We start from the raw sequence: 15,616 nt of genomic DNA on the forward strand, positions 1-15,616 counted from the left end.
ACGCGCCTTTGCTGCAACGAAAAAACATGCCGCAGCAAAGGCGGTTCAGCGGCGGCTCACCTACAAACGCCCGGCAATCGGGATCGATGCGCCCGTCACAGCGGATGCGCAAGGCGTTGTGAGGAAGAGGATGACGGCTGCGATATCGGCCGGCTGCACCCAGCGCGAGAAATCCGCATCGGGCATGTCCTTGCGATTTTGCGGCGTATCTATGACACCGGGAAGGACTGCATTCACGGTCATACCGCGATCCTTAACTTCGTCGGCGAGTGCCTCGGTGAAGCGCAGCACGCCGGCCTTCGACGCCGCATAGGCGCCCATGCCCGTGCTGGCCCGCAGTGCGGCGCCGGCACCAACATTGACGATGCGTGCGCCCTCCGCTCCGTTCGCGAAATGCTCCAAAGCCGCCCTGGACGCGGTCACAGCCGTACGCACATTCATCTGATACATCACATCCCATGTCTCCAGGTTGCTGTCCGCTAATGTTTCCCAGCGAAAACCGCCGGCCACGTTGATCAATGCGTTCAAAGGCCCGACACGCTCGACCACCGACAACATGGCCTTCCGTGCACTGCCCAGATCGGTCAGATCGACATCTCCGAGCAGCCATTGCCTGTCCTGGGTGGATGCGTCAGGCGCCGGCGCCCGATCCAACAGTGCAACACTCCAGCCATCGGCTGCAAATGCGTTGCCGACGGCCCGACCGAGCGTTCCGAACCCTCCACTAACCACAACTACACGTTGCATCTCAGCACTCCTCTTTCAACAAGCTGCGGGCGACAGCCAGGCGAGCGCGACTTAGCGGCCCTTGAATACCGGATCACGCTTCTCGCGAAACGCATTCACCGCTTCCTGGTGGTCTTCGGTCTGATTCGACAAGGCCTCGTACGCAATCGACGCGTCGAGTATCGAATGTGCAAGCTGTTTCAGACCGATATTGATCGACGTCTTGGTCCACTGAATGGCTTGCGAAGCACCCGTCGCCAGGCGCTTCGCCATTGCATCGACGACCGCATCGAGTTCGTCCGCGGGAACGGCACGATTGATCAATCCGAGACGAGCCGCCTCTTCAGCTCCGAGAAGATCACCGGTCAGCAGGTACTCCTTGGCCTTCGCGTAGCCAATCAGTTGCGGCCAGATGACAGCGCCGCCGTCTCCGGCAACGAAACCGACCTTCACATGCGGATCGCCGATTTTCGCGTGGTTCGCTGCATAACTCAGGTCAGAGAACAGCGCGATGGTCGCCCCGAGTCCAACTGCATGGCCATTGATCTTCGCGATGACCGGTTTCGGACAGTCGAGCATCGAAAAGATAATTTTCTTGGCGCGCTGCATGCCGGCGAGAAACAACGACTGATCGTCAATGACTTGCTGCATGTGTTCGATATCGCCGCCCGCACTGAATGCGCGGCCCGCGCCGGTGAGCACGACCACCCGCGTTTGCGGATCGTCGGCGACATCCCCGAAGAGCCGCGACATTTCGATATCCATCTGTTCGTCGAAGGCGTTCAAAGTGTCGGGCCGGTTGAGCGTGACGGTAAGAACCCCACCGTCGCGCTCGAGCAGCAACGCCTGATAATCCAGTAAGTTCATGGCTAGCCTGTCCAGAGTGACGCGAACGCGCGGGATGTCGCAAGCTCCCCCGCTGTCGCTTCTATCGTTATGGGTCGAACAAAAAACCGCTCGAGGCACATCTGACACGCGCCTCTTCACTACTGAAACATCCGAACGGTTAGGCCCGGGCCGGGATGAACCGGCGTCCGTTGTCATACATGATTTTTTGAGTGTCCGTTGCGGACAACGGCTCGCAAGCCTCACGCGCGAAATCTTTCGGTTCGGGTACGCCTTCTGCGTGCGGATAGTCGGAACCCATCAGCAAATAGTCCGCCGACCCAGTTTGGGCGACGATCTGCGCGAGATCATCTTCCGGATACGCTACCACGAAGACGTTCTCCTTGAATATCTGGCTCGGCCGGCTCTTCAGTTGACCGCAAGGCCAGTAACCGTTTTTCGACATTCCGCGGCATTTGTCCATCTTCACCAGCATGGACGGCACCCATTCGGCGCCATTTTCCGCGCTGCACAGCTTTACGTTAGGAAAACGCTCGAAGAAATTGTAGAAGATGAACGACGACAGCGTTTCCACCACCGGGCGCTCGCCATAACCGTGCATCCACACGAATGCCGTCTGGCGCTGGCGCGATTGCTGCACCGGCTCGCCCCACACGGCCATGTGGTCCTTCATGTAAATCGCTTCGGAAACGTGGAACGTGACGCGCACGCCTGCTTCGTTAAGAATCGCCCAGTACGGATCGAAATAGGGATCGGCGGGTGCGCGTCCACCGAACGGCCCCATCGGCATCAGGATCACGCGCACGCCGTTTGCCACGAGCCATTTCGCCTCGGCAACAGCCGCGTCGAGATCGTCGAGCGTGACGATCGGAGTGCTGTAGATACGCTCTTTATAGCTGAAGCCCCAATCGTCGAGCATCCAGCGGTTGTATGCGTGCAAGACGGCATTGGCTGCGGCCGGTTCGCTCAGGTACGAGATGCATGCAACCATTTCTCCGACATACATCGTGCAGGCCTCAACACCGAACTCATCCATCTTTTTCAGACGCGCGTCGCGATTGAACATGTCCGGCGTGGGCTGAACCCGCATTTCAACGTTATCCTTACCGTCCTTCATGGCTCGCAGCCATTCGTGGAGCTTCCCCGGGGGCGGCACAAGTCCTTCGGCCGAAGTGTAGCCTTCGCTGATCTCGACCTTGCGATCGCCAACATACATGCAGCGATTGCCTTCGGGGGTAACGCGGCTTGTGAACCCCCATTCTTTCTTGAATTTTTCCGGCAGATAGCGGCTAAACGCATCCTCCACTTCGTAGAAGTGTGTATCAGCGTCGTAGATCTTTCCTTGATAAGTCTGCATGAAGAAGTCTCCTGTTTATGGAACGAACGATGAGAGCCGCGCCGTTGAATGAAGTATCGGTGCACGCAGTCGACGCACAAACCTCCATATCGAAACGAGAGATCGTGATACCGCATTGATATCGGAAAAAAACGATCCATATCAGCGCAAAGGCAGCTCGACCACCCTATGCAATAACAATTATACGCACACCGTTCAACTATGAGATGATACGTAAAACTCAATCGCAGGTAGACGCCTATGCACGCCGATGCAACGCCGCAATCGTTACCGCGCGCGCCCCTAACCGAGGGCACGCGCCGCCGGTTCATGGTTGCAGTGCTGCTGTCAGCAGTCGCGGCATCGTCCGGCATCACGGTGATCTACACGATGCTCGTCACGCTCTACAGGGTTTTTCCCGGGTCGGCTTCGGTGGGCTGGACCGTCACAGCCTACTGGCTCGGCGCGGCGGTTTTCGCTGCGATCTGTGGGCGGCTTGGCGACCTGCTCGGCTACCGACGGGTTCTGCTCACCGTGCTGGTTGTCGCGGCCGCGGGGGGCGTGGTGGCGGCGTGCGCGCAAAGCATTGCCGTGTTGATCGCCGGCTGCATCATGCAGTCGATCGCGTCCGGCATCACGCCGCTTTCCATGGGGCTCATCCGAGAGAACCTGCCTTCTGGACAAATACCGTCTGCCGTTGGGCTGATCAGCGCCGCAGGTATGGTGTCGGCCGGATTGGTCTATATCGGCGCCGGTGTTGTGGTCGATCACTACTCGTGGCAGGGTGGCTTCTGGCTCAAAGTGGCTTTGTGTGCGCTTACGATCGCAGCGGTGCGTCTATGGGTGCCAGAATCGTCGCGCAGGGTCAGCGAAAGAATTCATTTCGTGCGGGGCCTTGCCTTCGCACCGGCGTTATGCGCGATTCTGTTCGCTGTTCAGCAGGTCCACGCATGGGGAATCATGGATCCGCGTATCTGGGGCATCCTGATAGCAAGTCTGGTGGTGCTGTGGCTTTGGGCGAGAGACCAGCGCAGGGTGACGAATCCACTTATTGACGTCCGCATTTTGGCAAAACGCCAGGTGATTCTCGCAAACGTCTGCATGATGTGCATCGCCATCGGAGCGATGCAACTGGGTCAAGTCTTCTCCATGCTCTTACAGCAACCGGCCTGGACGCATGCGGGCTTCGGGATGACCGCAACCCAGGCGGGACTACTGATGTTCACCATCAACTCTGGCGCGATGATTGCCAGCCCGTGGAGTGGACGCATCGCCGCTCGCTACGAAGCCCGTCGTGCCGCATTGATCGGCATGACCATGCTAGTGATTACGTGGACCAGCCTGATCCTGCTTCGCAGCAATTTATTGCTGTTCGTTCCCGGCGCAATGCTCTGCTCGTTTGGCCTGGCCTTCGCGCACACCGCTGTCTACAACCTGATTATTGAAGCGACTCCAGCCGAACAGACCGGTGAGGTGACTGGTCTGCTCTACGTATTTTTTTCGTGTTTTTTCGCGGTCGGTGCGCAGGCCGTATTCACGCTGCTGCAGGGTGCATCCGTGAACGAAGGAGGTGCGTCGTTTCCTGCTGCGCAAAGCTATGTTGCAGTGTTTGGGTACGTCGCAGGCAGCGCGTTGGCAGGACTGGCAATTGCGTATGTGCTGCCGCGCCGTCGCGGACCAGGCCGTCAGTCCCGCGCCCTCGACTGCGGAGCGGTAAGTGGCCCGGCACGCATTCGGTAATTGCCAGACAGAAACTGGCGGCCGCAACGCGAATCCGCCAAAGACGTCTCGCGCGAGCCGGTTACTCGTCGTCGTTCGCAACGCCCAGTGCCGAGGCGCGTTGCGCAACGGTGAGCATATGCTCCTCCAGGCTCTTTCGTTGCCGGTCGAACCGCTCTAGAGGCGCGCCGACCGCCATTGCCGCAATCACGTTGCCGTTGGGTCCGAAAATCGGTGACGACAACCCTGCCGAGTCAGGCAGCAGTTCGCCGCGGCTGATCGACAACCCCGTCTCAACGATGCTCTGCAGCTCCTCGCGTAAAACCTTCTTGTTGACTGTGGTTTGTTCCGTGTGCCGCTCAAGCTTGACCGTCCGAAGATACTCGGCAAGGAACTCCTCGGATTGGTAAGCCAGCAGAACGCGTCCGGCGGCCGTACAATACAGCGGGCGACGCATCCCGACGATCATCGAATATCGAACAGATTGTGCACTTTCAATGACATCGACATACGTTATGACCTTTTGCTCCGCATCGAGCACGCCGATATAGACCGTTTCCCGAGTGCGTTCCGACAACTCGACAAGAAACGGGCGCAGCATTTTCGAAAAATTCCATACCGCCATCACGTTCGCGGAAAGCCGGAAAATGGACGGTCCCAGCCGGTAACGGCCGACGTCGTGCATCAGGAACCCCTCGGCCACAAGAGGGCGCAGCAAGTTGAGCAAGCTGCTTTTCGGCGACTCCAACGCAACGTTAAGTTCCGCCAGCGACATCCCATCTGGCGCTTTCGCCAGTACGTCGAACAGTCCGAGCAGGCGAGTCAGCGAACGCGGTCCGGTGACATCTCTGTCCGCTGGCGCCAGGATTTCTTTCGACATATCACTCCCCTTCCATTTGATTTGAGTTCATTATAAATGAACCATTCACATAGTCTCACGTCGGACGCCGGTTTAGCACCGTTATTCGTCCCAAGATCCGAAATAATTTTGCGGTCATCGTGGCTCTCCTTATTATATAATCGAACGACGTTCAGAAATATGTTTCACAGTGCTACGACTGGTCAGCCGGCTCGATCCGCACCGTGAGCGCATCTTCAATCGGTACGAGACTAAGGAGTTCGTTCATGAGTGGATTACAGGACCGGGTTGCCGTCGTAACGGGTGGTGGCCAAGGGTTAGGGCTCGGCATAGCGCGTGCGTTGGCAATGGAAGGCACGAACCTTGTTCTGACTGGGCGCACCGAAACGAAGCTGCGGGACGCGCAAAGCACACTGGAGGCCCTTGGCGTGGGGGTGCTCGCGGTGCCTGGCGATACTCGCAGACGCGCAGACGCAGAGAACGCCGTCGCCCTCGCCATCAAGCATTTCGGGCGTATCGATGCGCTTGTCAATAATGCGCAAAGCAGCACTCCTGGCGTGCCTCTGGAACAGGTCACCGATGAAAACTGGCGCGACACGCTCGAATCCGGCCTTTATGGCACGCTTTACTTCATGCAGGCTGTCTTGCCACGCATGAAGCAGCAGCAAAGTGGCAGGATCGTTAACTTCGCGTCGCGCACCGGTATTGAAGGCACGCAGGGCTTTGCGCCATACGCCGCTGCCAAAGAAGGCATTCGCGGCTTGTCGCGGGTTGCTGCCCGCGAATGGGGCATTCATGGCATCACGATTAACGTGGTGTGCCCCGCCGCGCTGACCCCCGCCGCGAATGCCTATCTGGAGGCGAACCCCACCGAGTGCGCGCGCTATCTGTCGGAGATTGCAATGGGCCGTTTCGGCGATCCCGAGAAAGATATTGGACGTGTAGTTGCATTTCTTTGCAGCGAGAGTGCAGGTTATGTCACGGGTCAGACCATCAATGTCGACGGCGGCCAGTCAATGCTCTAGATGCGCTGCAAGGTAACTTGTCACACATGAAGCAACAGCAAAGTGCAAGGATCGTTAATTTGCGCAGCAACAGTCGGTGAATCGCAGCAGAATTAAAGCGAAACGCAAAGCTGCTCCGTAATACAGATTTCTCCTCCATCGAACTTCGCGAGAGTGCGATGAGTTTGGCCCTGCCTTCTTGCGGGAAGTCAGGGCCATATTTTTGAGCTGCTCGGAGCCGCCACTGCACTTGATGGCTGCGTCAGGCATTGGCCTAAATGATCTTGCGCTCACGCAACGAGCCGATATCCGCAGGCGACATCTCCAACAGCTCGCTCAGCACGGAATCGGTATGCTGGCCGAGCGTAGGAGGAGCGGTATAAGAATCGATCGGCGTACCTGACATCTTCACCGGATTAGCGACCATCCTCACTGCGTCGTCGGATAGCGGATGCGTCGCTTCCACGCACATGCCTCGCGCCTGAACGTGGGGATCGGCGAAGACCTGTTGAAGGTTGTTGATCGGGCCTGCCGGGACGCCTGCGGCGTCCAGCGCAACCAGCAGCTCGTTGCTCTGCCATTGCGCGATCAGCGGCTCGAATACGTCCCCGAGTGCCCGGCGGTTTCTCACTCGCAGGGCGATTTCGGCAAAACGCGGATCGGTAGCGAGTTCCGGACGACCCAACACCTGGCATAGCCGCGCATACTGTTCGTTATTGCCGGCGACAATCATGATGTCCCGGTCCGCGCATCGAAACATGCGTGAGGGCATGCCGCCGTTACCTTCAGTTCCGCGTCGGATCGGGATTTCGCCGGATACCAGATACTGGCTGGCATAGTGCGAGGTCGCGGCGATCATCGAATCCAGCAGGGAGAGGTCGATGTATTGCCCTTCTCCACCTGGCGCGCCACCGGCGTCGCGCCGATAGAGCGCCGCGACTATCGCTGACGCTGCGTATTGCCCACAAATGATATCCGCGAGACTTGGGCCGGTCTTCATCGGGCCACCACCGGGCACGTCGTCGCCATTTCCCGTGATGCTCATCAGGCCGCCCATTGCCTGGAAAATCGAATCGTAGCCCGGACGCGGGCTGTAGGGCCCCGTCTGGCCAAAGCCCGTAATCGAACAGTAGACAAGGCGCGGATTGACAGCCTTGAGACTTTCATAATCGAGGCCATAACGTTTCAGGTCCCCAACCTTGTAGTTCTCCAGTAGCACATCGCATTTAGCCGCAAGCGATCGGATCAGCGCCTGCCCTTCAGGGGTCGCGATGTCGCAGGTGATGGACTTCTTACCTCGGTTCGCGCTGATAAAGAAAGTCGATTCACGCGTGTCGTTACCGTCCCGGTCCTTCAGGAAAGGCGGACCGAACTGGCGTGAGTCATCGCCCTTGCCCGGTCGTTCGACCTTGATCACCTCTGCTCCCAGGTCCGCCAGCATCTGCGCACCCCATGGCCCTGCGAGAATGCGGCTCAGATCGAGCACGCGAATCCCCGACAACGCACCTTGCTTCATATCGAATCGTTCCATTGAATTCATTCCAAACGCGACGCCGGGAGTCGTGACCTGATAGAACTCGTGGCGCATGAAACCCCGTCCACCACGCGCTATGTATCGCGCAGGTCGTTTCGCTAGCAGCCGCTGAATTTGGCAGCGCGCTTTTCGACAAACGACTGGACACCTTCTCTAGCATCTTGCGTGTTGTAAAGAAATTGCTGGGTCGTCTGGATCCTGGAATAGGCGTCTTGCCAGCCTGAACCAAGCGATAGCCGAGCATTGGCCATGGTCGCCTGCACGGCCAACGGCGCCTGCGCGGCAATGCGTTCCGCGATCTCCAGCGCCTGCTTAAATTCTTCGCCCGCCGGCACTACTTCCTGAACGAAGTTCATACGATAAGCGTCCTGTGCCGTAAATTCGTCACCCGTAAGCAGGATTTTCATCGCGTTGCCCCACCCCGCGCGATCCACCATCCGTATCGTCGCGCCGCAGCCAGCCATGATGCCGCGCTTGACTTCGAGTTGCGAAAAGCGGCAGTTGTCTGCTGCCACTGCCACTTCAGATGCTAGCATCAGCTCAACTGCCACCGTGAAGCAGATTCCCTTCAGCGCAATCACGACGGGCTTCTTGCGCAGTGGTTCGCGTAGATTGAATGGGTCGACTTCGCCGACCGGAAGTAGCGGTTTACCCTCGCGGCGTAGCGGCGCGATCTTCGGCATATCGAGGCCCGCAGTGAAGTGATCGCCCTCTGCATGGAGCAGTCCACAGAAAATGTCGGGACTCGTTTCGAGAAGCGTGTACGCCTTGGCCAATTCCTCGAACATCTTGGGGGTAAAGCCATTGCGCTTTTCCGGACGGTCAATGCCGATCAACAGAACATGGCCGCGCTGCTCCACGCGAATTTGCCCGTCTTCATGGCGTGTGGTCACTCTGTGCCTCCTTGCGTCTTTTGATGGAGCGCCGACCCGAAGCTCAATTGACAAAGCTTCGCCGCGCATTCACAATTATAAACACCGTTCAATTTACGGACAAGCCTGATTCACCTCGGCGTCGGCAGTCCGGCACGGCGATGCAGCCGCACAAGCCGATCCGCAAAGCGATCGCGCCGCGTCCCGCACAGTCACCGGGTGGCGTACATGTTCGTTTGAATTCGTGCAAGGAAGACTTATGGGCTACGAAACTATCATCGTTGAAACGCGCGGCGCAGTCGGCTTCATCAAGCTTAACCGACCGCAGGCGTACAACGCGCTGAACAACCTCCTGATGGACGAGTTGACCGCCGCACTCGATGGATTCGAAGCTGACGAAGCGATCGGTGCGATCGTGCTGACCGGCAACGAGAAGGCGTTTGCCGCGGGCGCCGATATCAAGATGATGAACGACTGGACTTACATGGACGTCTTCAAAAGACAGTTCATCACATCCAACTGGGAGCGCACCGCGCGCTGCCGGAAGCCGGTTATCGCCGCAGTGGCCGGCCTCGCATTAGGCGGCGGTTGCGAACTGGCAATGATGTGCGACTTCATTCTCGCTGCCGACAACGCCCGTTTCGCGTTGCCTGAAATTACGCTGGCGACCATTCCGGGCGCAGGCGGAACACAACGTCTCACCCGTGCACTCGGTAAATCGAAGGCCATGGAGATGGTCCTGACGGGCCGCAAGATGGACGCCATCGAAGCCGAACGCTGTGGCCTCGTCAGTCGCGTTGTGCCTCTCGAAGAGTTGCTCGACGAAGCATTGAAAACGGCGGAAACGATCGGCGGATTTTCGCAACCTGTGGTTGCGATGGCGAAGGAATGCGTAAATCGCGCGTATGAATCGAGTCTCGCTGAAGGCATCCTCTTCGAACGACGCATGGCATATGCAACCTTCGCAACCGAAGACCGCAAGGAAGGCATGGCCGCATTCGCGGAAAAACGCAAGCCTGTGTTCAACAATCGCTGACAACGATGCGCGGGTCTGAACCGCACCTTTGTGCGGATCGGCTAAGGCCCGTGCCTGGATCGAGTCCTTGCCACCCAGTCAAACGCCCAGACGGCTCAAAACCATGAACCCCAAGAAAAATCGTATCACCGAATTGCTTGGCATCGATTACCCGATCATCCAGGGTGGCATGCGTTGGGTCGCTCGTGCGGAACTCGCGGCGGCAGTCGGCAATGCCGGCGGGCTCGGTTTCATTTCCGCCCACACGCATGCGAACGCGGATGCGCTGGCTCGAGAAATCGACCAGGTGCGAGCGCTCAGCGACAAGCCGTTCGGCGTGAATCTGACCGTGCTCGGCAGCAACGCCGGACTCGACTACGACGGCTATGTGCGCACGATCGTCGAGCGAGGCGTGTCAGTCGTCGAAACCGCTGGTAGCAACCCCGCGAAGTACATCGCCATGTTCAAGGCGAACGGTGTCAAGGTGATCCACAAGTGCGTCACCGTGCGGCACGCACTGAAAGCCGAGTCGCTCGGCGCAGACGCGGTCAGTATCGACGGCTTCGAATGTGCGGGGCATCCCGGGGAAGATGATATCCCCGGACTGATCCTGATCCCCGCCGCTGCCGACAAGCTGAAGATTCCCCTGCTCGCCTCGGGTGGGTTCGCCGATGGCCGAGGCCTGATGGCCGCGCTCGCACTCGGCGCGGACGGCATCAACATGGGCACACGCTTCATGCTCACGCAGGAATCGCATGTCCATGCGGCGATCAAGCAGCGCCTGCTGGAAGCGACCGAGCGCGACACTTTGCTGGTCGGACGCACGCTTGGCGACTCGAGCCGCGTGATAAAAAACGGCGTCAGCCTCGCCGCGGTCGAACTGGAGCGTGCCGGTGGTATCACCCACGCCGATCTGTATGCACTGACCGGCGCGAACCGTTGGATGGATGCCTTTGCAAGCGGCGACATCGAAGGCGGTGCATTTCCGGCCGGAATGGTGACTGGCCTGATCCACGATTTGCCGACCTGTGCGGAATTGATCGCGAGAATCATGCGACAGGCGGCTGACATCGCGCAGCGTGACTTCCCCTTCGAGGTGCCTTCAGCATGAAGCTTGCCGGGGTTCGCGTCGTCGATCTCTCGCAATTCATGCCCGGGCCGATGCTCGCATCACACCTTGCCGATCATGGCGCCGACGTTATCAAGATTGAGCCGCTGACTGGAGATGCGGCGCGCGGTTCGTTAGAGTCGGACAGTGAGTTTTTTGTCGCGCTCAATCGCGGCAAGCGGAGCATCGCACTAGATCTGAAACATGCCGACGGACTCGCTATCGCGCTGAGACTGATCGACAAGGCCGACATCGTGATCGAATCGTCGCGGCCCGGAGTCGCGGCGCGTCTTGGCATCGATTACGACACCGTTAGCCGCACAAATCCCCGCCTCGTTTACTGCTCCTTGACCGCTTTCGGTCAAACCGGCCCGCTTTCGTCGGTACCGGCGCACGACCCCGTCATACAGGCCATCGCGGGAACGCTGCCGCGCGACGAACGCGGCGCGCCTGTCACGTCCGGCGCATCGCTCGCCGCTTTGGCCGGTTCGTTGACGGCCTTGTCCGCAGTGCTGATGGCGTTGTTACATGCGCGCGAGACTGGTCATGGGGACTTCGTGGACATATCGCTTTACGACGCGGCGCTGACGGCACAACCCCATCTGACCGGCCACGCGCTCAACCCTGTCGACGGACACGATGTCGAGGCCGCGCATGGCGACAATGCGATCGCACTGCTTGCGGCGTACCGGACAGCCGATTCGCAATGGCTTTGCCTCGGCGGACGCGAACTCGACTTCGCAACCAACCTGCTGACGCCCCTCGGCCGGCCCGACCTGATCCCCGTCGCAGTCGGGCCGACAGGCGAAGCGCAGGCCGGCCTGCGCGCGTTCCTCACCGAAGTTTTCCTGACGCGCACGTTGAACGAATGGCTCGAGTGGTTAGAAGGACGTCGCGTCAGTTTCGCACCGGTGCTGTCGCTGCACGAGGCGCTCTCGCATCCACAGGCTCGCGCTCGTCAGATGGTGAGAATGGATGCGACGGGCCGCCGGCACATCGGAAGCGCGATTCGATTCCAACGCGATCCGGCAGAACCCGACCTATCTATTGCGGCCATCGGCGAGCATACGGCAGAGATTCTCGGGACACTGGGGTATACCGCCGAATACATCGCCGCTCTGGATCAAGCCGGTGCTGTCCGCACGCGGAACCCCAGAACCAAGGCGTAACGTCATGCCCTTGCTCCTGCAACCGGACTCGATCGATTTCGCGTCCATCGTTCGCCCTGGCGACACCGTCATGTGGGGCCAGGCAAACGCCGAACCGGTGCCGTTGACGCAGGCTCTCATCGCGCAACGGCGGCAAATCGGTCGCTTCCGTGTGTTCCTGGGGGCGAGCACCACCGACACCTGCCAGCCGGTCCACGCCGACTCCATCGACTTCGTTTCGTACTGCGGAGCCGGCGCGAACCGGGTACTGGCGCACGCGGACGTACTCGATGTGCTGCCGTGCCACTACTCGCAGTTTCCGCAAATGATCCACTCGGGCGCGCTCAAGATAGACGTGCTGCTGTTGCAACTCGCGCCGCCCGACGCCGAGGGCCGATACAGTCTTTCGATTGCGCATGAGTATCTGATCCCGGCACTCGATACCGCGCGTGTGATTGTCGCCGAGATCAACGAACAGGCACCGTGGACCTACGGCGAGCGTTATCTACGCGATGACGACCTCGACTTCATCCTGCCGACCTCGCGCGCGCCACTCGAAAATGCACCAGGCAAAGCAGGCGATATTGAACGGGCAATAGCCGGCCATATCGCCGGGTGGATTGAAGACGGCTCAACGCTTCAGTTCGGTCTCGGCGCGATTCCCGAAGCTGTTCTGGGGCAGCTGTCGGACCGGCGAAACCTGGGTGTCCACTCCGGCACGATAGGCGACAAGGTCGCCGATCTGATGGAGGCTGGCGTTATTAACAATGCGCTAAAAAACGTGGACAGAGGCGTAACGGTTGCGGGCGTCATGATGGGCAGCCGCCGCATTCACGATTTTTCGCATCGCAACCGCAAGGTGCAATTTCGCTCGACGAGCTATACGCACGATGTCGACGTGCTCGCCCGCATCGACCGATTTGTTGCGATCAATTCTGCACTGGAAGTTGATCTGAGCGGGCAGATCAATGCGGAAGTCGCCGGCGGCAGGTACGTCGGCGCCGTGGGCGGCGCGCTTGACTTCCTGCGCGGAGCACGGCTCGCCAACGGCGGCCTGCCGGTGATCGCCCTGCCTTCGACGGCAGCCAAAGGCGTAAGCCGGATCGTGTCGGCACTCAGTGGCCCGGTCAGCACGCCGCGAAGCGACGCCGGCATCATCGTGACCGAATATGGCGTGGCCGACTTGCGGGGACTCAGTCTGAAACAGCGACGCGAGCGCCTTCTGGCGATTGCTCATCCTGACTACCAGGCCACCCTTGAACATGCCACCAGCGGTTCCGGCTGACTTCCATCGCACAACCCGCAGCCACCGGCCAGACGTGATGCTGGGCAGCGGCTTCCGTCCCATTTGAAGAGAACCCTATGAAACGCGCAGCGATTGTCTCTCCAGTACGAACGCCGGTCGGCACTTTCGGCGGCAGTTTGCGCAGCGTGCCGGTCGAAGAACTCGGCGCTCTGGTTACCAAAGAGATCTTGAAGCGTAGCGGGCTCGATCCCGCTCGCATCGATGACGTAGTGTTCGCGCAGTCTTACGCGAACAGCGAAACGCCTTGCGTCGGGCGCTGGATCGCATTGCAGGCAGGATTGCCGGTGCAGGTGCCAGGCATGCAACTCGACCGCCGATGCGGCGGCGGACTCCAGGCGCTCGCTACGGCAGCGATGATGGTCCAGACAGGCGCCGCCGACGTTGTGCTCGCAGGCGGGGTAGAGAGTATGAGCAATATCGAGTACTACAGCACCGACATGCGCTGGGGCGCACGCGCGGGTTCGGTGCAGTTTCACGATCGGCTCGCGCGCGGCCGCGAACGCTCACAGCCAGAGGAGCGTTTCGGTCACATCTCGGGCATGATCGAAACGGCCGAGAATCTCGCAAACGACTATCACATCAGCCGGGAGCAGGCGGACGAGTATGCGGTGCGCAGCCATCGGCGCGCGGCCGAAGCGTGGGGGTCGGGTCGCATGGCCGACGAAATCGTACCGGTCTTGGTCCCGCAAAAAAAAGGCGCCCCCCGGCTCTTCGACAAAGACGAAGGATTCCGCGAAGACGCTAGCATGGACAGCCTCGGCAAGCTGCGCACGCTAATACCCGGAGGCACCGTCACAGCGGGTAATTCCAGCCAGCAAAACGATGCGGCAGCCGCCTGTCTTGTGGTCAGCGAAGACAAGCTCGAGGCACTGGGGCTGGAGCCGATGGCCTGGTTCAATGGCTGGGCCGCAGCGGGTTGCGAGCCGTCACGTATGGGCATTGGTCCAGTGGCCGCCGTTCAGAAACTGATGACACGCACAGGGTTGTCGATCGATCGGATGGATCTGGTCGAACTCAACGAAGCATTCGCCTGCCAGGTGCTTGCTGTGCTCAAGGGATGGGAATGGAACGATCCAGACCGGCTGAACGTCAATGGGTCGGGCATCTCCCTGGGCCATCCGATCGGCGCGACAGGTGTTCGGATGATGACCACTTTGCTCTTCGAGTTGCAACGTCGCAAAGGCCGCTATGGTCTCGAGGCGATGTGCATCGGTGGCGGCCAGGGTTTGGCCGCTCTGTTCGAGCGTGCCTGAGCTGCGGCGCCGGACGGGCGCCCACCTCACTTTCGATTGAGAAAGCGCTCGCGTCGAATGCGCACTTCATCTGAAGCCATCAACGCGTCGTAAATGGCACGCGCCGTTTTCATCCCCGTTTCGAAGTCGACACATTCGACGGCGGCGCCGATCGCCACAAGTGCCTGCGCATGCACGGCGCTTCCGACCTCTTGCCCGATGAGATAGGCGCGTGCCTCTTCAAGCACCTTTGCAGTGTGATTTGTCACGACCGGCAGATGGCGGATCAGCGGTAACGAAATGTCATTGCGCTCGACGAGTGCATGCGCCAGCTGCACAGCCGAGGTCAAAGCCTGACCGTGTCCGACGATCCGATCGAACAAGGCGGTTCCCGCAAATGCCGACGCCGGTTCCATGCGAGCCGACAGAATCATATCGATTGCGCGTCGAAGGTCCAACGCCCGTGGCAGGCGTTGCGTACCCGACAGCGGAATGGTGCCAAGTGCGACCTCTGGCAGACCAATCCTGGCATCGGCCTCGACGACGCGATAGTGACATACCAGCGCCGTCTCCAGCCCGCCACCCACCGCCATGCCATGAATGGCGGCAATGACAGGCTTGCTCATCGACTCGATCATCGGGTGAACATGCATCGACAGTCCAGGCGATGCGGCCGCCGCAGGAGTCCCGAATTCGCGGATATCTCCTCCGGCGCAAAAGCCTTTGCCGCGGCCGGTAAGGATGACAGCTCGCGCATCTTCATCCGCTCGAGCCCGTGTGAAGGCTCGCAACAAACCCGACCGCACCGCAACGCTTAAAGCATTGACCGGCGCAGAGTCGATCGTGATGGTTGCAACGCCGTCGACACAAGCGTAGCGCACATCGGTGTCGATATCGGCCATTACCAACGG

At 59.8% G+C, this 15,616-nt stretch carries 14 protein-coding genes; 7 read left to right on the forward strand and 7 right to left on the reverse strand.

Annotated elements, in window-relative coordinates:
- Positions 1–60: 60 nt before the first annotated feature.
- The 3 genes from B0G81_RS36735 to B0G81_RS36745 form a co-directional block, all read right to left on the reverse strand.
- The gene (locus B0G81_RS36735; RefSeq protein ID WP_134142543.1) at positions 61–747 is read right to left on the reverse strand and encodes an SDR family NAD(P)-dependent oxidoreductase; all 687 of its coding nucleotides are present in this window, start codon (positions 745–747) and stop codon (positions 61–63) included.
- Between the two features lie 51 nt (positions 748–798).
- Complete coding sequence (locus tag B0G81_RS36740) at positions 799–1,593, reverse strand: enoyl-CoA hydratase-related protein (protein ID WP_116117258.1); 795 nt, start codon at positions 1,591–1,593, stop codon at positions 799–801.
- 139 nt (positions 1,594–1,732) lie between these two features.
- Positions 1,733–2,929, reverse strand: a complete 1,197-nt coding sequence (locus B0G81_RS36745) for an amidohydrolase family protein (protein ID WP_134142545.1) — start codon at positions 2,927–2,929, stop codon at positions 1,733–1,735.
- Between the two features lie 309 nt (positions 2,930–3,238).
- On the opposite strand from B0G81_RS36745, the gene B0G81_RS36750 reads away from it, so the two are divergent.
- Positions 3,239–4,648 carry an MFS transporter gene (locus B0G81_RS36750; RefSeq protein WP_134142547.1) on the forward strand — a complete coding sequence of 470 codons (1,410 nt, stop codon included), beginning with the start codon at positions 3,239–3,241 and terminating at the stop codon, positions 4,646–4,648.
- A gap of 61 nt (positions 4,649–4,709) precedes the next feature.
- Here the strand turns inward: B0G81_RS36750 and B0G81_RS36755 are convergent, their stop codons facing one another.
- Positions 4,710–5,507: an IclR family transcriptional regulator gene (locus B0G81_RS36755; RefSeq protein ID WP_106285263.1), complete on the reverse strand. Its 798-nt coding sequence runs from the start codon at positions 5,505–5,507 to the stop codon at positions 4,710–4,712.
- Between the two features lie 245 nt (positions 5,508–5,752).
- Here B0G81_RS36755 and B0G81_RS36760 point away from each other — a divergent pair, with 245 nt between their 5' ends.
- Positions 5,753–6,511 (forward strand): SDR family NAD(P)-dependent oxidoreductase, encoded by a 759-nt coding sequence (locus tag B0G81_RS36760; protein ID WP_134142549.1) that lies wholly within the window; start codon positions 5,753–5,755, stop codon positions 6,509–6,511.
- Between the two features lie 253 nt (positions 6,512–6,764).
- Here B0G81_RS36760 and B0G81_RS36765 read toward each other — a convergent pair whose 3' ends face one another.
- Together B0G81_RS36765 and B0G81_RS36770 are read right to left on the reverse strand one after the other, a co-directional pair.
- Positions 6,765–8,006 carry a CaiB/BaiF CoA-transferase family protein gene (locus tag B0G81_RS36765; RefSeq protein WP_106285340.1) on the reverse strand — a complete coding sequence of 414 codons (1,242 nt, stop codon included), beginning with the start codon at positions 8,004–8,006 and terminating at the stop codon, positions 6,765–6,767.
- Between the two features lie 116 nt (positions 8,007–8,122).
- Positions 8,123–8,917 (reverse strand): crotonase/enoyl-CoA hydratase family protein, encoded by a 795-nt coding sequence (locus tag B0G81_RS36770; RefSeq protein ID WP_134142553.1) that lies wholly within the window; start codon positions 8,915–8,917, stop codon positions 8,123–8,125.
- Positions 8,918–9,155: 238 nt separating this feature from the next.
- Between B0G81_RS36770 and B0G81_RS36775 the strand changes: the two genes are divergently transcribed.
- The 5 genes from B0G81_RS36775 to B0G81_RS36795 all read left to right on the forward strand — a co-directional run bounded on the left by B0G81_RS36775 (position 9,156) and on the right by B0G81_RS36795 (position 14,726).
- A complete protein-coding gene (locus B0G81_RS36775) occupies positions 9,156–9,932 on the forward strand; it encodes an enoyl-CoA hydratase (protein WP_134142556.1) in 777 nt (258 codons plus the stop codon).
- Positions 9,933–10,035: 103 nt separating this feature from the next.
- A complete protein-coding gene (locus tag B0G81_RS36780) occupies positions 10,036–11,022 on the forward strand; it encodes a nitronate monooxygenase (protein WP_134142561.1) in 987 nt (328 codons plus the stop codon).
- Positions 11,019–12,188, forward strand: coding sequence for a CaiB/BaiF CoA-transferase family protein (locus B0G81_RS36785; RefSeq protein WP_134142567.1), 1,170 nt, complete (start codon positions 11,019–11,021; stop codon positions 12,186–12,188). Before B0G81_RS36780 ends, B0G81_RS36785 begins: the two co-directional genes overlap by 4 nt.
- Positions 12,189–12,192: 4 nt before the next feature.
- Positions 12,193–13,452: an acetyl-CoA hydrolase/transferase C-terminal domain-containing protein gene (locus tag B0G81_RS36790; protein ID WP_134142570.1), complete on the forward strand. Its 1,260-nt coding sequence runs from the start codon at positions 12,193–12,195 to the stop codon at positions 13,450–13,452.
- Between the two features lie 77 nt (positions 13,453–13,529).
- On the forward strand, positions 13,530–14,726 hold the full coding sequence (locus B0G81_RS36795) for an acetyl-CoA C-acetyltransferase (protein WP_116117266.1): 1,197 nt from the start codon (positions 13,530–13,532) through the stop codon (positions 14,724–14,726).
- Between the two features lie 26 nt (positions 14,727–14,752).
- Here B0G81_RS36795 and B0G81_RS36800 read toward each other — a convergent pair whose 3' ends face one another.
- Positions 14,753–15,607: an enoyl-CoA hydratase/isomerase family protein gene (locus tag B0G81_RS36800; RefSeq protein WP_134142575.1), complete on the reverse strand. Its 855-nt coding sequence runs from the start codon at positions 15,605–15,607 to the stop codon at positions 14,753–14,755.
- Positions 15,608–15,616: the final 9 nt, after the last annotated feature.

The organism is Paraburkholderia sp. BL6665CI2N2 (assembly GCF_004366535.1).
GTDB lineage: Bacteria > Pseudomonadota > Gammaproteobacteria > Burkholderiales > Burkholderiaceae > Paraburkholderia.